The sequence below is a fragment of the Sphingobium sp. L-44 genome, assembly GCF_056859495.1.
Window position 1 is genome coordinate 79351 of record NZ_JBSXOQ010000053.1, and the last position, 18424, is coordinate 97774.

At 66.0% G+C, this 18424-nt stretch carries 14 protein-coding genes; 2 read left to right on the plus strand and 12 right to left on the minus strand.

What is annotated here, in order from left to right; all coding sequences use genetic code 11:
• Window positions 1-37 precede the first annotated feature (37 nt).
• The 4 genes from AC13EK_RS04950 to AC13EK_RS04965 are packed head-to-tail and all read right to left on the minus strand — an operon-like array spanning window position 38 to window position 3617.
• Window positions 38-652: an ABC-type transport auxiliary lipoprotein family protein gene (locus AC13EK_RS04950; RefSeq protein WP_170828796.1), complete on the minus strand. Its 615-nt coding sequence runs from the start codon at window positions 650-652 to the stop codon at window positions 38-40.
• 11 nt (window positions 653-663) lie between these two features.
• The gene (locus tag AC13EK_RS04955) at window positions 664-1626 is read right to left on the minus strand and encodes an MlaD family protein (RefSeq protein WP_004209158.1); all 963 of its coding nucleotides are present in this window, start codon (window positions 1624-1626) and stop codon (window positions 664-666) included.
• Window positions 1627-1629: 3 nt separating this feature from the next.
• On the minus strand, window positions 1630-2505 hold the full coding sequence (locus tag AC13EK_RS04960) for an ABC transporter ATP-binding protein (protein ID WP_004209157.1): 876 nt from the start codon (window positions 2503-2505) through the stop codon (window positions 1630-1632).
• Window positions 2505-3617 (minus strand): MlaE family ABC transporter permease, encoded by a 1113-nt coding sequence (locus tag AC13EK_RS04965; protein WP_069338936.1) that lies wholly within the window; start codon window positions 3615-3617, stop codon window positions 2505-2507. Before AC13EK_RS04965 ends, AC13EK_RS04960 begins: the two co-directional genes overlap by 1 nt.
• A gap of 98 nt (window positions 3618-3715) precedes the next feature.
• On the opposite strand from AC13EK_RS04965, the gene AC13EK_RS04970 reads away from it, so the two are divergent.
• The gene (locus AC13EK_RS04970) at window positions 3716-4390 is read left to right on the plus strand and encodes an HAD family hydrolase (protein WP_277788253.1); all 675 of its coding nucleotides are present in this window, start codon (window positions 3716-3718) and stop codon (window positions 4388-4390) included.
• A 3-nt stretch (window positions 4391-4393) separates the two neighbouring features.
• Here the strand turns inward: AC13EK_RS04970 and AC13EK_RS04975 are convergent, their stop codons facing one another.
• The 4 genes from AC13EK_RS04975 to AC13EK_RS04990 all read right to left on the minus strand — a co-directional run bounded on the left by AC13EK_RS04975 (window position 4394) and on the right by AC13EK_RS04990 (window position 11156).
• A complete protein-coding gene (locus AC13EK_RS04975; RefSeq protein WP_170828795.1) occupies window positions 4394-6247 on the minus strand; it encodes an AsmA family protein in 1854 nt (617 codons plus the stop codon).
• Window positions 6248-6314: 67 nt separating this feature from the next.
• Window positions 6315-7256 (minus strand): 2-hydroxyacid dehydrogenase, encoded by a 942-nt coding sequence (locus tag AC13EK_RS04980; protein WP_069338934.1) that lies wholly within the window; start codon window positions 7254-7256, stop codon window positions 6315-6317.
• Entirely contained in the window at window positions 7256-8596 is a 1341-nt protein-coding gene (locus tag AC13EK_RS04985) for a cystathionine gamma-synthase family protein (protein ID WP_483022065.1), read from the minus strand. The genes AC13EK_RS04980 and AC13EK_RS04985 overlap by 1 nt, the downstream gene beginning before the upstream one ends.
• Window positions 8597-8798: 202 nt before the next feature.
• On the minus strand, window positions 8799-11156 hold the full coding sequence (locus AC13EK_RS04990) for an arylsulfatase (RefSeq protein WP_069338932.1): 2358 nt from the start codon (window positions 11154-11156) through the stop codon (window positions 8799-8801).
• Between the two features lie 169 nt (window positions 11157-11325).
• Here AC13EK_RS04990 and AC13EK_RS04995 point away from each other — a divergent pair, with 169 nt between their 5' ends.
• Window positions 11326-13737 carry a ligase-associated DNA damage response DEXH box helicase gene (locus AC13EK_RS04995; RefSeq protein ID WP_277788252.1) on the plus strand — a complete coding sequence of 804 codons (2412 nt, stop codon included), beginning with the start codon at window positions 11326-11328 and terminating at the stop codon, window positions 13735-13737.
• 130 nt (window positions 13738-13867) lie between these two features.
• Here the strand turns inward: AC13EK_RS04995 and AC13EK_RS05000 are convergent, their stop codons facing one another.
• The 4 genes from AC13EK_RS05000 to gyrB all read right to left on the minus strand — a co-directional run bounded on the left by AC13EK_RS05000 (window position 13868) and on the right by gyrB (window position 18356).
• Complete coding sequence (locus AC13EK_RS05000; protein WP_069338926.1) at window positions 13868-14611, minus strand: DJ-1/PfpI family protein; 744 nt, start codon at window positions 14609-14611, stop codon at window positions 13868-13870.
• Between the two features lie 52 nt (window positions 14612-14663).
• On the minus strand, window positions 14664-15203 hold the full coding sequence (locus AC13EK_RS05005; protein ID WP_069338925.1) for a membrane-like protein: 540 nt from the start codon (window positions 15201-15203) through the stop codon (window positions 14664-14666).
• Window positions 15179-15742, minus strand: coding sequence for a DNA-3-methyladenine glycosylase I (locus tag AC13EK_RS05010; protein WP_069338924.1), 564 nt, complete (start codon window positions 15740-15742; stop codon window positions 15179-15181). Before AC13EK_RS05010 ends, AC13EK_RS05005 begins: the two co-directional genes overlap by 25 nt.
• A 106-nt stretch (window positions 15743-15848) precedes the next feature.
• On the minus strand, window positions 15849-18356 hold the full coding sequence (gene gyrB / locus AC13EK_RS05015) for a DNA topoisomerase (ATP-hydrolyzing) subunit B (protein ID WP_069338923.1): 2508 nt from the start codon (window positions 18354-18356) through the stop codon (window positions 15849-15851).
• Between the last annotated feature and the right edge of the window lie 68 nt (window positions 18357-18424).

The window sequence follows — 18424 nt, forward strand, 5'->3', positions numbered from 1 at the left end:
AGGCGGCGGCCGGGGCGTTCAAACCCCGGCCGGGCCATCAGTCCTTTTGCGCGGCGACCCAAGCGGCGACATCAGTAGCCACCTTGTTGGCGGCGCTGTTGAGCGGCGCGCCGACGCTGCTGGCGTCGATCTTGCCGCCGACCGGCGCGCTGGCGGTGAAGCGCTGGCGGGCGATCGCGACGCCGGCCGGGGTCATCAGTGCCGCGTCGAAGGTGACGACCGCATTGTTGCTGGCCTGGTCGATGGTGAAGCTGATCAGCTCGCCGCTCAGGCGCTGGCCGCCGTCACCGGAAAACTGGCCGGGATCGAGCACGATCCGGTCGGTGGTTGCCGACACGGTTTCGGCCAGCAGGCGGCGGAACAGATGGCGGGGCGTTTCGGCCCATTGCACCTTGGTGACATAGGCGACCGAGGTCGGTGTCACCTGCACCGGCACGCGCACCGTGTCGATGACGCGCGCGGCTTCGGGATCGACGATGATCAGGCTGCGGCCACTGCCGGCATTGCTCTGCGCGCCGGTCGGCACCTTGTGCGCGGCGTCGAGCGTCAGCAACTGCTGCGGCGGCTTGCTGCCGATCGAGACGCAGCCGGACAGGGCGATTGCAGCGGCCAGCGCCAGCGATGCGCCACCCAGTTTCTTGTGGACCATCATCCGGCTCCCTTTCATGGCTTATAGTCGGGCAGCTGGGGCGATCCGACGATCGAGCCCGCGCCCTGCTGGTCGAGTTTTTCGGCGACGCCGCGGAAGGCGCGCGACATTTCACGCAGGTCGCGAACCAGGCGGTTCACTTCCGGCATGGTCTGGTTGCTGAAGGCATGCACGCCGGGCTGCGCTTCGGCGATCGTCTTGTCGAGCGTGTCGATGCTGCGGCTGGCGGAAGCGACGCTCTTGCGTAGGTCGGCCATCAGCGGGCGGCCTTCGTCATTGATCAGGCCATTGGTGGTCGCGGCCAGCTCGCCAATCTGCTGTGCGGCAACGCCGGTGCGCTGCACCGCGATGCGCGCTTCGGCGAGGGTCGCGGCGATTTCCGGGCTGCGATCGGCCAGCGATCCGGTCACCCGGTCGAGATTGGCGAGGATGCCGGCGATCGACTGCTGATTCTTGTCATTGAGCAGCTCGGTGAGCTTCTCGGTCAGGGTCGACAGCCGCTCCAGCAGCTGCGGCGCATTGTTGAGCAGTTCGCCCAGCGCACCCGGCTTGGTCGGGATCACCGGCACGCCGTCGGGGCAGGCCGAAGTGATATTCTCGGCCGGGCAGAGGATCGGCGGCGCGCCCTTGACCGCGCCGTCCAGCACGATCTCGCTGACGCCGGTGAAGCCCACGCCAGCGATGGTCGCGGTCGTGCCCTGCAGCACCGGGGTGCCGTCCTTCACCGAAATGCGGACCTTCACGAAGCTGGGATCACGTTTCCACAGTTCGATCTTCTCGACCTGGCCGGAAGGGACGCCGGAATAATTGACGCCCGATCCCTTGGCGAGGCCGTTCACCGACTGCTTGAAGAAGATGTCATATTCCTTGTTGTCGCCCTGCGACAGGCGCGAGAACCAGAAGGCCGCCGCCATGATGGCGGCCAGCAGCAGCAGCGTGACCGCGCCGACCAGCACATGATTGGACCGGGTTTCCATATCCTATTGCCTTCCGTCCGCTTGTTTTTCGGCAGCGGCCTTGCCGCGTTCGCGCGTGACCGCCGCGGTTGCGGCGCGGCCACGCGGACCGTTGAAATATTCCTGGATCCAGGGGTGATCGAGCGCCAGCAATTCGTCGATCGTCCCGACCGCGATCACCTTCTTGTCGGCCAGCACTGCGACACGGTCGCAGATCGAATAGAGGGTGTCGAGATCATGGGTGATGAGGAAGACGGTGAGGCCCAGCGTCTCCTGCAACTTGCGCGTCTGGTCGTCGAACGCGGCTGCGCCGATCGGGTCGAGGCCGGCGGTCGGCTCGTCGAGGAACAGCAGGTCCGGGTCCAGCGCCAGGGCGCGGGCCAGACCGGCGCGCTTCTTCATGCCGCCCGACAGTTCGGCCGGATATTTGGGGCCGGCTTCGGCCGGCAGGCCGGTCATGCGGATCTTGTAGGCGGCGATCTCGTCGCGCAGCACCGGGCCGATATTGGGATAATATTCGCGGATCGGCACTTCGACATTCTCGGCCACGGTGAGGGTCGAGAAGAGCGCGCCGCCCTGGAACAGCACGCCCCAGCGCTTGCGGATCGCCAGTGCCTCGTCGTCGTCCAGGCGGCCGACCATATCCTCGCCAAAGACATGGACTTCGCCCTCATCGGGCACCTGAAGCCCGATGATCGATCGCATCAGCACCGACTTGCCGGTGCCCGATCCGCCGACCACGCCCAATATCTCGCCCTTGCGCACGTCGAGGTCGAGATTTTCGTGGACGGTCTGGTCGCCGAAGCTGTTTTTCAGGCCGCGCACCGAAATGGCGATATCGTCGGACGCGACCGCGCGTTCGATCCGCTCTTCCTTGGCCTGGCGTTCATCGGTGGTCATCAGTTCCAGCCCACCCAGGTGAAGAAGACGGCGAAGAAGGCGTCGAGCACGATCACCAGGAAGATCGCCTGGACCACGGCCGCCGTGGTGCGCAGGCCGACTTCCTCGGCATTGGCCTTGACCTGCATGCCTTGGAAACAGCCGCTTATGCCGATGATCAGGCCGAAGACGGGCGCCTTGATCAGGCCCACCCACAGATCGTGGATCGGCACCACTTCGCGCAGGCGCTGGACGAAGGTGATCGGCGGGATGTCGAGCGAGACGGCGCACAGGAAGCCGCCGCCGATGATCGCGATGATCGAGGAATAGAAGCCGAGCAGCGGCATCATCACGACCACCGCCAGGGTGCGGGGCAGCACCAGCGCCTCCATCGGCGACACGCCGATGGTGCGCATCGCGTCGACCTCCTCGGTCAGCTTCATCGTGCCGAGCTGGGCCGCAAAGGCCGAGCCGGACCGGCCGGCCACCATGATCGCGGTCATCAGCACGCCCAATTCGCGGAAGGTGAGGCGGCCGACCAGGTTGATGGTGAGCATCTCCATGCCGAACTGGCGCAACTGGACCGCGCCCTGCTGGGCGATGACGATGCCGATCAGGAAGCTCATCAGGCCGATGATGCCCAGCGCCGATACGCCGACAACCTCGAACCGCTGGACCACGGCGTTGATGCGGAAGCGGCTGGGGTGACGGATCAGGCCCCAGACCGTAACCAGCACGCCGCCGAAGAAGCCGAGCAGGCCGACCAGCGTGTTGACGGAATTGATCACCGCCTCGCCGATCTGGCCCAATACCCGGTTGAAGGGGGAGACATAGGTCGGGCGGATATCGACCGGCTCGTCGATCTTGCCGACCGCGCCGATCAGTCGCTTGCAGTCCGTGCTGCCGCCGGACACTTCCGTCTCCAGCCGCTTGGCGGTGCGATGGATGGTCCAGGCGCCGATCGTGTCCATATGGTCGATATCGGCGACGTCGATGCAGGCGATGGGGCCGGAAATGGCATCCAGCCGGTTCGGCATGTCGTGCAGACAGGCGATCGACCAGGTGCCGGACAGGCGTATGACCTTGCCGCCGTCGTCGCGGCTTTCCTCAACGAGATCAGCGGCTTTGTTCATGTGGAGGGATTAGTGGTCCATTATCGGTTGCGCGGCAAGCCGAAACGGCCCATCCGCCAGACAGAACGACGGGCAGGGATAAAAGTTTCGGACACGGCATGACATACAGGTTGGCGATTTACGACATGGACCGCACGGTGACCTTTTCGGGCACCTATACCGGCTTTCTCATCCATGTGGCCGCCCATATGGCGCCCTGGCGATTGATCTTCCTGCCGCTCATTCCCTTCGTCATGATGGCCTATGTGGTGAAGCTGATCAGCCGCCAGACGCTCAAGGAAACCAACCAGTGGCTGATGATCGGCGGCCGCGCCGACCGGGCGAAGTTGCAGCCGCATATCGAAAGCTATGCCGACAAGGTGATGGCGAAGAATGTCCGCGCCGGCGCGCTGGAGCAGATCGCCAAGGATCGCGCGGCCGGTTATCGGCTGGTGCTCGCCACCGCCTCCTACCGCCTCTATGTCGAGGCGATCGCGCGGCGGCTGGGCTTCGATACGGTGATCGCGACCGACCATGTCGGGCAGGATCTGCCCTATGTCCGCGCCAAGATTTCCGGCGAGAATTGCTACGACACCGGCAAGCTGCGGATGATCAAGGCGTGGATGGCGGCCGAGGCGATCGACCGCAGCCAGGCGCATATCCGCGCCTATTCCGACCATGTGTCGGACGCGCCGATGCTGGAATTCGCCGACGAGGCCTTCGCGTCCAACCCGCACCCGCCGCTCGCCAAGATGGCGGCCGAGCGCGGCTGGACGCGGGTGGACTGGAGCTAGGATTCACCGCATCGCTGTGCGGGCGAGCGCGTCGCAATCGGCGTCGCCCACGGTCGGCTGCTTCTCGCCGCCGATCGCATCGCCGATCATCCGGATTATGCCCTTGGCCGATCGGGCGTCCCTGGGCAGCTGAATATCGGGCGTCTTGATCGTGCCGCCGACCGGCACGCTGCCCTTCAGCCGCAACAGGCTGTCCTGCTTGGGCACGCCGCTCAGTGCGAGGGCCAACCGTTCGTCCGACAGGCGTATCGTGCCCGTGGCATGGGTCTGGGCGCGGGACGTGTCGATCAGCACCGGACCCGGCCGGGCGATACCGTCGCGCACATCCAGCCGGGTGATGATGCAGCGCAGGACGGCCTCCTTCCGCTTCGACAGGGTCAGCCCGCGGCCGACATCCTGCCCCATCAGCGCGGCGGTGCGGTCCGGGATACGGCCGTCGCGCGCGACCAGCGCGATCGTGCCGGTCGACGTGCCCAGTGCCTGACGGATGGTTCTGCCCCGTCCCTTGACCGCGACCCGGCCGACCAGCGCGCCGTCGATCCGGGCGTCGGGGAAGAAATCGAGCAGCCGTGCGCCGCGCATCGCCATGGCGATATCCAGAAGAGGCCCCCCATCGCGCTGGTCGACGCCGATCCGGCCGGACAGCGTGCCGCGTGTGAGGCCCAGCGTCAGTGGTTCGACCGACAGCCGGCTGCGTTCCAGGCTGATCGTGCCAGTGAGCGACCGGAATGGGCTGGGGCCGGGCCACAGCAATTGCCGGACCTGGAGGTCCAGCTTGCCGTCGGTGCGATCGACGGTGGCAAGGTCGATCGCCGTATCGGGGATCAGGCGCGGTCCGAGCTGCGCGCGCTTGGCCGCCGCCTTCGCCTTGCCGGCATTGCTCGCCAGATCGTCGAAATCGAAGCGGTCGGCGCTGAGCGCGCCGTCGATCCGGGTGCGGCCATCGCGCTTGCGGATGGTGGCATGGCCGGCAATGTCGGACCGGCCGATCGTGCCTCTCAGCCCCTCGACGATCCAGTCCGGCCGGTCGCGCGTGACCCGCGCGGTCAGCCTGACCGGCTGAGTGCCGGGCAGGCCGGCCTCGATGATCGCGTCGAGCAGGGCAAGGTCGGTGCCATGGGCGGTCGCCTCGCCGCGCAGATGACCGATGTCGAGCGGGCCATCCATCGTGCCTTTCAGGGTGAAGCCGACCGCATCGCCGCTGATCGCCGCGTCGAACGGCCAGCGCTGGCCCGGCCGGCTGTCGAGGATCGGGCCGCCGGTCGCGGTGACGGTCACGCGATGGCCGCGCACATCGCCGCTGCCCGACAGGCGCAGGCCGCGCGGATCGACGGTCAGCGCGGCATCGACCGATCGCCCACGCTTGTCATCGCGATAGGCGATGCGGCTGTCGGTAACGATCAGGCTGCGCAGCGCCGGACGGCCGCCGCGCCGGTCACTGCCCTTGCTGCGCTCACCGCTCCAATTTTCGCGGCCCTGCGCGTCGCGATAGAAATGGAGCCGAGCGCGCCGCGCTTCCAGCCGCTCCAGCACTGGCCCGCCGGTCAGCAGGCCCCAGACGGAAAAGCCGGCGCGGATCTCGCCGATCCGGGCCAGGTCGGGCAAAGTGGGCCTGACCCATCCGGGTTGCGGCACGCGCAGGTCGCGCAGGGTGACGACGGGGTGGAAGGACAGGCTGTCCGCCCGCGCCATCGCGCCGATCGTCACCGGCTTGCCGATGCGGTCGGACAGGCGGCGCTCGATCGGGCCTTTCATCCAGCCCCAGGGAAAGGCGGCGAGGACCAGCAGCAGGATCGCACAAAGCAGGATCAGGCCGACCAGCCCACGCGCCACCCATCGTTTTGCCCCGCTGGCCATCCCTGTCGCTCTCCCGTCCGGCCCGGTCGGCCGTGTCGGCGCTCAACGCGTGGCGTTGCGGCTTGGTTCAGAGCACGCGATTGGGCAGCGGTTCTTCCGCCACGAAGGCGCGGATATTGGCGAGCAGCATCTGCGCCATCTGCGCTACGGCTGCGTCGGTTGCGCCGCCGGTGTGGGGGGTGAGGATGCAGTTTGGCACATCGGCCCAGCGCGCCGGATCGGTCGGTTCCTGCGCATAGACGTCGAGCGCCGCGCCGCCCAGCCGGCCGGCGCGCAGGGCGTCGATCAGCGCATCCTCGTCCACCAGCTGCCCGCGGGCGACATTGACCAGCAGGCCGTCGGGGCCGAGCGCATCGAGAATCGCGGCGGAGATCATGCCGCGATTCTCGTCCGTCGCCCGCGCCGCGACGACCAATATGTCGCTCTCGGCCGCCAGCGCCGCCAGCGCCGCCAGGCTGTCGCTGCGCGGCCAGGCGAGGCCGGGCTTGTCGCGCGGCCCCCACCAGCGGGTCGCCATGCGCAGCGCATCGGCGCGGGTGGCGACGCCGATGCCGATGCTGCCCATGCCGACGATGCCCAGCCGGGCGCCGGCGATCGATCGGGTGATGGTCTTGCCGCCGGGCAGCCATTCGCCCGCGCGCAACGCCCGGTCGCCGCTGACGATCTGGCGCCGATGGGCGAGGATCAGGCCGATCGCATGGTCGGCGACATCCTCCGCATTGGCGTCGCCCGCATGGCTGACGGCGATGTCGTTCGCCCGCGCCCAGTCGAGATCCACCCCATCATAGCCGACGGTGAAACAGGCGATCAGCCGCAGCCGGTCCATCGCCGCCAGCATGGCGGGATCGAGCCGGAACTCACCGGCGGTGACGAGTATCTCCGCCTCGGCAAGGCGGGCGCGCCCGGCCTCCTCCCATAGCCCCATGACGTCATATTGCATCGCCAGGATCGGCAGCAGCGGTGCCAGATGGGGCTGGGCGATCAGGATGACCGGGCGCAGATGGGCCATTATCCTATCGCCTTCAGCGCCTGCGCGAAGTCGGCGATCAGATCGTCGGCATCCTCGCAGCCGATCGAGATGCGCACCATATTGTCGCCGATCGCCAGCGCCTTCTTGCGCTCGGCCGGCACCGACAAATGGGTCATCGCGGCGGGATGGCTGGCCAGCGTCTCGGTGCCGCCCAGACTCACCGCCAGCTTGGCGATCTTGAGCGCGTCAATGAAGGCGAAGGCCTCCGCCTCGCCACCTTTCAGATAGAGCGAGAAGGTGGAGCCGGCGCCGGTGCAGTGGCGGCGATAAATGTCGGCCTGCCGCTCGGTCTCGGGGAAGCCGAGATAGACGACCTTCTCCACCTGCGGCTGGTCCTTCAGCCAGGTGCAGACCTTCTCCGCATTCTCGCCGGCGCGGCTCATCCGCAATTCCAGCGTCTCTAGGCTGCGCAACAGCATCCAGGCGCTGTGCGGGTCGAGGATCGTGCCGATCGTGTTGCGCATCAGGCGAATGCTGTTGATCAACGCGTTGGACCCCAGCACACCGCCCGCGACCAGATCGCTATGCCCGCCGGCATATTTGGTCAGGCTGTAGATGACGAGGTCGGCGCCATGGTTGATCGGCCGGTGCCACAACGGCCCCAGGAAGGTATTGTCGATCGCGATCGGCGGGACATGATCCTCGCCGGCGAACAGCGCATCGCGGCGCGCGACCACCGCCTCCAGATCGACCAGCACATTGGTCGGATTGGCCGGGCTTTCCAGATAGAGCATGGCGACGCGGCCCAGCCCCTTGGCCTTCTCGATCACCGCGCCAATTTCTTCCTCGGTCGCGCCGGCGGGGAAATCGAGCCACTGCACCCCGAATCGGCCGAGAATCCGGCCGATCAGCGATTCGGTCGCGGCATAGAGGGGGGCGGAATGGACGATGACGTCGCCCGGCTGCACCAGCGCGAGCAGGGTGGTGGCGATCGCCGACATGCCGCTGGAAAAGAGCAAGGCGTCCTCCGCTTCCTCCCACACCGACAGCCGGTCTTCGGCAATCTCCTGATTGGGGCCGTTGAAGCGCGAATAGACGAGGCCCTCGGCGCCGCCGGGCCGGATGCCGGTCACCCCCTCGAAATGGCGCTTGCCTGCGGCCGCGCTCTCGAAGGCGAAGGTGGAGGTGAGGAAGATCGGCGGTTTCAGCGATCCTTCCGACAGGGTCGGGTCATAGCCATGGCCCATCATCAGGGTCGCGGGCTTCAGCTTGCGGCCGTCAATCTCCAGGATCGGGGCCTTGGGGCGGCGGCGATTATGGGGCGGCTCGACGCCGGTCAGATCGGCTTCGGTGACGGGGGGCGGGGTTTCGCCGGTCATGTCATTCTCCTGCATCTGGCGGCCTCTGCTGTGCCGCTCATGGATGGCGGGAGTGTAACGCAGGAGCGGGGCAGGGGGCCAGCGGAGAGTGATATAATCTTTCTTGGCGGGGTATGATTGTTTCGAACGAGATTGACGGAATCTCGGTCCGCCAAGGCACCGGCGCACGGGGCCGCATGTCCCCGTGCGCCGGCATCGCCCCTTATTGCTTGGCGTATTTCGCTTTCAGCGACAGATCATGGTCATGGTGGGATTCGCCGTTGAGGTCGATCCGGACCATTTCGATCGCGCCGGTGAAGGTGCCGCCGGTCGGGCCATAATCTTCCACCACCGGCTCGCCATTGTCGTGGCCGATGTCCATGAAGTCGTCGAAGGAGAAGATGGCCGGCACGGTTTTTTCGATGTGCCCCGTGCCGATCGCCTTGCCGTTCGCCGTGAAGGTCACCGTGCCGCCCTTGCCGGCGCCGCCGCCATCATAGGCGAAGTCGAGCAGCAGGTCGTGGCTGCCCTTGCCCAGCGGCTCGTCCGCGCGCACGATGAAGGTTTCCAGCCCCACCCAGTTATGGGCATAGGCTAGCACGCCGTCCTTCATGTAGAAGCTCCAGCCGCCAAACTTGCCGCCCTGGGCGATGATTGCGCCATTGGCCGGCTCCGCGCCCAGCTCCACCTTCGCGGTGACGGTGAAATTGGTGTTCTTGACGTTCGGGACCGTATTCTCGTTCATCCGGGTCATTCCCGGCAGGAAGGTCATGGAGGTGCGGCCGTTGAGCAGGTCCGGCCGGCCGGCGACGCGGGCGTCGAAGCGTTCGCGCTGGCGCGGGTCGAGCGGCAGGACATTATATTTGGCCGCCTCGATCAGGAAGCGGTCCTGCAACTTGCGCAGCATGTCGGGATTCTGGTCGGCAATATTATGCGCCTGGGTCCAGTCGTCGGGGCCATAGAGTTCCCATATGTCATCCTCGATCTCGCCCACCGTCTCGCGCTTGTCGGGCCAGGGCAGGCGGTGCATCGTCATGGCAGTCCAGCCGTCATGATAGATGCCGCGATTGCAGCCGATCTCGAAATATTGGGTCGTGTGCCGGTCCTCCGCCTCGGCCTCGTCGAACAGATAGGCCATGCTGACGCCTTCCAGCGGCTTTTGCTGGATGCCGTTGACGAAATCGGGTTCGGGCACCCCGGCCAGTTCCAGGATGGTCGGCGCGACGTCGATCAGATGGTGGAACTGGTGGCGCAGTTCGCCCTTGGCCTTGATCTTCTCGGGCCAGCGCATCGTCATGCCGACGCGGGTGCCGCCCCAGTGGGACGCGACGATCTTGCTCCACTGATAGGGGGCGTTCATCGCATGGGCCCAGCCCGAGGGCATGTGGTTGAAGGAATTGGGCCCGCCAATCTCGTCGAGTCGCGGCAGGATGTCCGCCGTCGTCATGCCGATGCTGTTCTGGTAGGCCAGTTCGTTGAAGGTGCCGTAAGGCCCCGCCTCCGCGGACGCGCCATTGTCGCCCAGGATATAGATGACCAGCGTGTCTTCCAGCACGCCGCGTGCCTCCAGCGTGTCGAGCAGGCGGCCGACATGATGGTCGGTATGGGTGGCGAAGGCGGCATAGGTTTCGGCCAGGCGGCAGGAAACCTTGCGATCATCGTCGGTCAGTTCGTCCCATTCGGGCAGCCATTCGGTCGGCGCGGTCAATTCCGCATCCTTGGGGATGACGCCCAGTTCCTTCTGCTTTGCGAAGGTGATCTCCTGCTGCTTGTTATAGCCATGGTCGAACTTGCCCTTATACTTGTCGACCCATTCCTTGGGCACATGGTGCGGCGCGTGGGTGGCGCCGAAGGAGAGATAGGCGAACCAGGGCTTGTCCGGGGTGAAGGTCTGGAGCGATCCGGTCCAGTTGAGCACCTGATCGACCAGATCCTCGGTCAGGTGATAGCCTTCCTCGATGGTCTTGGGCGGTTCGATCGGCGTCACGCCATCGACCAGTGGCGGGGCATATTGATTGGTGTCGCCGCCCAGGAAGCCATAGAATTTCTCGAACCCGTCGCCGATCGGCCAATGGTCGAACGGACCGGACGGGCTGGTTTCCCAGGTCGGCGTCTGGTGCATCTTGCCAAAGGCGCCGGTGCTGTAGCCATTATATTTGAGGATCTGGGCGACGGTCGCGCAGGTATCCGGGCGCAGGCCGGTATTGCCGGGCATGGCGGTCGCCACTTCGGTGACGCCGCCCATGTTCACCGTATGATGATTGCGCCCGCACAGCAGCGCCTGGCGCGAGGGCGAGCAGAGCGCGGTGGTGTGAAAACGGGTGAAGCGGATGCCCTCCTTCCCGACTCGTTCGGCCGTCGGCATGAGGCAGGGGCCGCCAAAGGCGCTGCTGGCGCCAAAACCCATATCGTCGATCAGCACGATCAGCACGTTGGGGGCGCCGGCCGGCGGGCGCAGAAACTCCTTGGCCGGCGGGCTCTGCGCCTCCTTGGCGTTCATCGGCGTGTCGTGCGGCGGCACGCGCTCCGGGATCGGCAGGACATAGCGATTGAGTTCGGGCGGGCTCTTGCGGGTCGACATGCTGCTATCCTCGTTCGCGATGGACGTGATGGAACGAAGCCTAGTCGGGGCGGCCATATTGGCTATTGGGGTTTCCCCCGATGCCCGGTGCCCGGTGCCTGATGTCCGGTGCGCGATTGGACGCATGCGCCACTTCCCCCCATCCGCCACAGCCCCTACATCTCCCCCAATGCCGCCGGTTCTTCCCTCCATCCTCACCGACTGGTTCGCATCGCGCGGCTGGCGGGTGCGGCGGCATCAGAGTGACATGCTGGCGGCGGCGCAGCGGGGGGAGCATGCGCTGCTGGTCGCGCCGACCGGGGCGGGGAAGACGCTGGCCGGCTTCCTGCCGACGCTCGCCGATCTGATCGCCAATCCCGCCGACGGGCTGCACACCCTTTATGTCTCGCCCTTGAAGGCGCTGGCGGTCGATGTGCGGCGCAACCTGCTGACGCCGATCGAGGAGATGGGGCTACCCATCCGGGTGGAAACGCGCACCGGCGACACCCCGTCCGACCGCAAGGCGCGGCAGCGGGTGCGGCCGCCGCACATCCTGCTGACCACGCCCGAATCCCTGTCGCTGCTGCTGAGCTATCCCGACGCGGCGCTGCTGTTCGAGCATCTGCGCACCGTCATCGTCGATGAGGTCCATGCCTTTGCCACGCAGAAGCGCGGCGACCTGCTCAACCTGTCGATGGCGCGGTTGCAGGCGATCAACCCGGACCTGCGCCGGGTGGCGCTGTCGGCGACCGTGGCCGATGTCGATGCCTATCGCGCCTGGCTGGCGCCCGATGGCGATATCGATGCGGTGACGCCGGTGCTGGGGGAGGCGGGGGCGGAGCCCGACGTCACCATCCTGATCCCGGAGGGGCGGGTGCCCTGGTCGGGCCATTCAGGCAAATATGCCGCGCGCCAGGTGATGGCGGAGATCGCGGCGCGGCAGACCACGCTCGTCTTCTGCAACACGCGCGGCCTGGCTGAGCTGATCTTCCAGGAGCTGTGGTCGGTCAATGACGCGAACCTGCCGATCGCCATCCATCATGGCAGCCTGTCGATCGAGGCGCGGCGCAAGGTCGAGACGGCGATGGCGGCGGGCAAGCTGCGCGCGCTGGTGGCGACCGCCAGCCTCGACCTCGGCGTCGATTGGGGCAATGTCGATTGCGTGATCCAGATGGGCGCGCCCAAGGGCAGCTCGCGCCTGCTCCAGCGCATCGGCCGCGCCAATCACCGGCTCGACATGGCGTCGGAGGCGATATTGATCCCCGGCAACCGCTTCGAATATCTGGAGGCGCGGGCGGCACTGGACGCGGTCGAGGCGGGCGAGCGGGACGCCGATGATTTCCGCCCCGGCGCGCTCGACGTGCTGGCCCAGCATGTGATGGCGATCGCCTGTGCCGGGCCGTTCCGCGAGGAGGAATTGCTGGCCGAAATCCGATCCGCCACCCCCTATAGCGCGCTGACCGACGAGGGCTTTGCCCATGTGCTGCATTTCATCGAAGGCGGCGGCTATGCGCTGCGCGCCTATGACCGGTTCAAGCGGCTGGTGCGCGAGCCCGACGGCACATGGCGGGTGTCGCACCCCAAGTTCATCCAGCAGCACCGGATGAATGCCGGCATCATCGTCGATCAGCCCGCGCTCGCGGTGCGCTTCGCCAATGGGCGCAAGCTCGGCACGGTGGAGGAGGGGTTCGCCGCCACCCTGCGGCCGGGGGACAGCTTCTTCTTCTCCGGCATGGCCCTGGAGGTGGTGCGGATGGACACCAGCGACCTGATCGTCCGCGCGACAGCCAAGAGTGCGCGCATCCCCAGCTGGGGCGGCACCCGCATGGCGATGTCGACCCGGCTGGCCGACCGGGTACGCCATTTCCTGGCCGAACCCGACGCCTGGCACCGTTTCCCCGACGATGTGCGCGAATGGCTGGAGGTGCAGCGCACCCGCTCTGCCCTGCCGCAGCCGGGGCAATTGCTGGTCGAGGGCTTCCCGCACGAGGGGCGCCATTATATGGTCTGCTACAGTTTCGAGGGCTGGAATGCGCACCAGTCGCTCGGCATGTTGCTGACCCGGCGGATGGAGAGCCAAGGGCTGATGCCGCTGGGCTTCGTGTCGAACGATTATGCGCTGGCCGTCTATGGCCTCAAGCCCGTGACCGATCCGCAGAGCCTGTTTTCCGCCGACATCCTCGACCATGAATTTGTCGAATGGGTCGAGCAGTCGAGCCTGTTGAAGCGCGCGTTCCGCGATGTCGCCGTGATTTCCGGCCTGATTGAGCGCCAGCATCCCGGCAAGCGCAAGACTGGGCGGCAGGTCACCTTCTCCACCGACCTCATCTATGACGTGCTGCGCAAATATCAGCCCGATCATCTGCTGCTCAAGGCCGCCTGGGCGGACGCCCGCGCACGGATGACCGATGTCGGGCGGCTGGGCGACCTGATCGACCGGGCGGCGTCGACCATGCTGCATGTGCCGCTCGACCGGGTCAGCCCGCTCGCCGTGCCGCTGCTGATCCTGATCGGCCGCGAACAGGTGGCGCAGCGCGATGCCGAGGATGCGCTGCTGATCGAGGCGGAGGCGCTGGTGGCGGAGGCCATGCGCGCGGATTGAGGGGGGCGACCGTCCCAACACCGTTCGCCCTGAGCGAAGTCGAAGGGCTCGCCCGACCGGAGGGAGGGCACTTCGCTCCGCTCAGTGATGGGCTTCGACTTCGCTCAGCCCGAACGGAATGTAAGATGGCTTACCCCGGCAACCCGTTCAGCTTGGCAAAGGGATCGTCGCCGGCATCCTCCTGCCAGCGATATTCGGTCCGGTTGGCGACCCAGCGGGCCATCTCCTTGCCATAGAGCTTGGCGATCAGGCCCAGCGCCATGTCGGTCCCCGCCGAAATGCCGGAGGAGGAGATATATTTGCCATCCTCCACCCAGCGCGCATGGGGAATCCAGGCGACCTTGGCCCCCTGCGCCGTCGCCCAGGCCCAGGCCATCTTGTTGCTGGTCGCCTTCACTCCGTCGATCAGCCCGGTCTTCGCCAGCAGGCCGGAGCCCGTGCAGATCGTGGCGACCTGCGGCGTATCCTGCGCCAGCGTGCGGACGGCGGCGAGGAAATCGGGGTTGTTCACCTCCCGCCGGGTGCCAAGGCCGCCGGGGATCATCACGATGTCGAGTTTGGGGGCATCGGCAAAGCCATGATCGGCGATCGTCTGCGGCCCGGCGCCGCTGCGCACCGGTCCGGCCTTGTCGGCGATCATGACAATCTCGACCCGGTCTTTCAGCATGCCGAACATTTCCAGCGGGCCGAACACGTCGAGCAGTTCGAACCCGTCGAACAGCACCATGCCCAGCTTCTTCTTCGGCCCGCTCGGCGGCACTGGCGGCTGCACGGAAAGTTGCGCGGAGACAGTCGTGCCGGTCGCGGCGAGCGCGATTCCGGCGGTCAGGAGAAAGTTGCGCCGCGCAACATCGGCTTTGGGCTGGTCGCTCATCGTCACATGCTCCCTATTTGCCGGGTTAGACGAGCGATGGCGGCGATCCCGCCTATTCGCCGCCGTCCTTGATGCCGCCGCAGCCCTTCAGCACGCCTTCGCCGAAGGAAAGCTGCACCCGGTCGGACCAGATGGCGTCGCTCATCCCGTTGCTGCACGGCCCTTCGGTGACGGTCATCGCAAAGCCGTCGCCCATGAAGCGGATGGCACGGGGATCGTCGGTGCGGGCGACGGGATAGCGCAGCGGGCGATGATCGGGCCGCTGCAAGGTCGCGACCGATCCGGTAACGGTCACCGCCCAGAAAGGCTCGGTGCCGATCGCGCGATATTCCTCAGGGGGAGGCGGGGGAGGCGGTGTTTCACGGGAAACAGCGGCGGGTGCCGGTTGCGCAGCCGGGGCAGGGGCCGGTTCGGGCACGGCACTCTCATTGGCAACGATCGTCTGGTTGAGCGCCGGGGCGGCGTTGGCGATCGCATTGTCGGCGCGATTGTCGACCCTGTTCGGCGGCACCGGATCACCCGAGCAGGCGGTGAGGGCCAATAGCCCTGTCACCATCGCCGTCATTTTCACGCGCCGGCCCGCCGGAAACAATGGGCGGCATGATCGTCGACCATGCCGATCGCCTGCATCCAGGCATAAACGATGGTCGGCCCGACGAATTTGAAGCCGCGTTTCTTGAGATCCTTGGAGATCGCCTCCGACAGCGGCGTCTGGGTCGGGAAGGTCTGGCCGTCGCCGATGATCGGCCCGCCGGGCGCGAAGGACCAGACATAGGCAGCGAAATCCTCGCCGGCGTCGCGCATTGAGCAATATATCTGCGCGCCCCTGATCGTCGCCTCGATCTTGGCGCGGGCGCGGACGATGCCGGGATCGGCCATCAGCCGTTCGACATCGTCGGGACCGAAGGCGGCGACCTTGTCCGGATCGAAGCTGGCAAAGGCGGCGCGAAACCCCTCGCGCTTGCGCAAGATGGTGATCCAGCTGAGCCCGGCCTGGAACCCCTCCAGCATCAGCATTTCCCACAGCATGCGCGAATCATGCTGGGGCACGCCCCATTCCGCATCGTGATAATCCCGGTAGAGCGAGTCCGGCCCTACCCAGCTGCAGCGTGGCAATACGACGTTATTCATTTCTCACCCAACGTCATGCCAGCGAAGGCTGGCATCCCTTTTTTCCTTCGTCCCAAAAAGAAAAGAGATCCCAGCCTGCGCTGGGATGACGAGGGAGAAAGAAAGATCAAACGTCCAAATTGGCGACGTTCAGCGCATTGTCCTGGATGAATTCGCGGCGCGGTTCGACCACGTCGCCCATCAGCTTGGTGAAGATTTCGTCGGCGACGTCGGCCTGTTCCACCTCGACGCGCAGCATCGAGCGATTGTCCGGGTCCAGCGTGGTTTCCCACAGCTGTTCCGCGTTCATTTCGCCCAGACCCTTGTAGCGCTGGATCGACAGGCCCTTGCGGCCGGCAGTCAGGATCGCTTCCAGCAATTCGCTCGGCCGCGAGATGTTGACGCCCTTGCCCGTGACGGCGGGCAGTTCGTCCTCGCCCAGTTCATCCTGCGCGGCGACGGCCTTGGCCGAAACCAGGCGGCTGCCCTTGGCATAGCTTTCCGCCTCTTCGCTGGCGGTGCCGTGCAGCTTGCGCGCCTCGGCCGAACCCAGGAAGCCATGTTCGATGACATGATGGTCGGTCACGCCGCGCCACAGCCGTTCGAAATGGAAGCCGCCGCCTTCGGCGATACGGCCGGTCCACTTGCCCTCGGGATCATGCGACGCGATCCACGCGACGGCGGTTGCCAGCCGTTCGGCCAGTTGTGCTTCGGACAGTTCGGGATCGAGCGCGCCGGTCAGGCCCAGCGCCTCGATGATCGCCGGGTCGTAGCGACGCGGCACATAGCGCATCACCGCGCGCATGCGGCGGGCATGGTCGATCAGGCTGCGTAAATCGTCGCCGGTGCGGGCGCCGCCGGTGGTTTCCAGCGCCATCGTGTCGACGCCATTGTCGACCAGATATTGCTCCAGCGCGGCTTCGTCCTTCAGATAGACTTCGGACCGGCCGCGGCTCGCCTTGTAGAGCGGCGGCTGGGCGATGAAGAGATGGCCCGCCTCGATGATCTGCGGCATCTGGCGATAGAAGAAGGTCAGCAGCAGCGTGCGGATATGCGCGCCGTCGACGTCGGCGTCGGTCATGATGACGATCTTGTGGTAGCGCAGCTTGTCCAGGTTGAAATCGTCGCGAATGCCCGTGCCCATCGCCTGGATCAGCGTGCCGACTTCCTTGGACGAGAGCATCTTGTCGAAGCGTGCGCGCTCGACGTTCAGGATCTTGCCCTTGAGCGGCAGGATCGCCTGATTATGGCGGTTGCGCCCCTGCTTGGCCGAACCACCGGCCGAGTCACCCTCGACCAGGAAGAGTTCGGACTTGGCGGGGTCGCGTTCCTGACAGTCGGCCAGCTTGCCGGGCAGCGAGGCGATGTCCATCGCCCCCTTGCGGCGGGTCAGTTCGCGCGCACGCTTGGCCGCTTCACGGGCAGCGGCGGCGTCGATCACCTTCTGGACGATCATCTTGCCGTGGCCGGGATTCTCTTCCAGCCACTCGGCCATCTTGTCGGCCATCAGGCTTTCGAGCGGCTGGCGCACTTCGGAGCTGACCAGCTTGTCCTTGGTCTGCGAGCTGAATTTGGGATCGGGCAGCTTGACCGAGACGATCGCGGTCAGGCCTTCGCGCATATCTTCGCCGGTGAGGCTCACCTTCTCCTTCTTCAGCAGGCCCGTCTTTTCGGCATAGCTGTTGAGGGTCCGGGTCAGTGCCGCGCGGAAGGCAGCCAAGTGCGTGCCGCCATCGCGCTGCGGGATGTTGTTGGTGAAGCAGAGGACATTCTCGTAATAAGAGTCGTTCCACTCCAGCGCGACGTCGATGGTCACGTCGTCGCGGGTGCCGGCGATCGCGATCGGATCGGGCATCAGCGCATTCTTGTTGCGGTCGAGATATTTGACGAAGGCCGCGATGCCGCCCTCATAATAAAGCTCGACTTCCTTCTTCTCCTCATGGCGCGCATCGACCAGGAACAGGCGCACGCCGCTGTTGAGGAAAGCCAGTTCGCGATAGCGATGCTCCAGCTTGTCGAAATCATATTCGGTCTGGTTCTTGAACGTGCCGCCATCGCCCGGCACCTTCTCGGTCGAGGCGAGGAAGGTCACGCGCGTGCCCTTCTTGCCCTCGGGCGCATCGCCGATGATCTTGAGCGGCGCGGTGGCATCGCCATAGGCGAAGCGCATCCAATGTTCCTTGCCGTCGCGCCAGATGTTGAGGTCCAGCCATTCGGACAGGGCATTCACCACCGATACGCCCACGCCGTGCAGACCGCCCGACACCTTATAGGCATTGTCGTCCGACGTGTTCTCGAACTTGCCGCCCGCGTGCAGCTGGGTCATGATGACCTCGGCCGCCGACACGCCTTCTTCCTTGTGGATGCCGGTCGGGATGCCGCGGCCATTATCCTCGACGCTGACGCTGTTGTCGGGGTTGAGCGTGATGACGATCCGGTCGCAATGGCCGGCCAGCGCCTCGTCGATCGCATTGTCGCTGACCTCGAACACCATATGGTGCAGGCCCGACCCGTCGTCGGTGTCGCCGATATACATGCCGGGCCGCTTGCGCACGGCGTCGAGGCCTTTCAGCACCTTGATGCTGTCGGCGCCATATTCATTGCTGTTGGGGCTGTTCTGCTGTTCGTCGCTCATACCCAGCATATAGGGAATGGCGCCTCGAAACTAAAGCGAAACATGGCGTCTTCCACCCGGCTTTGGGG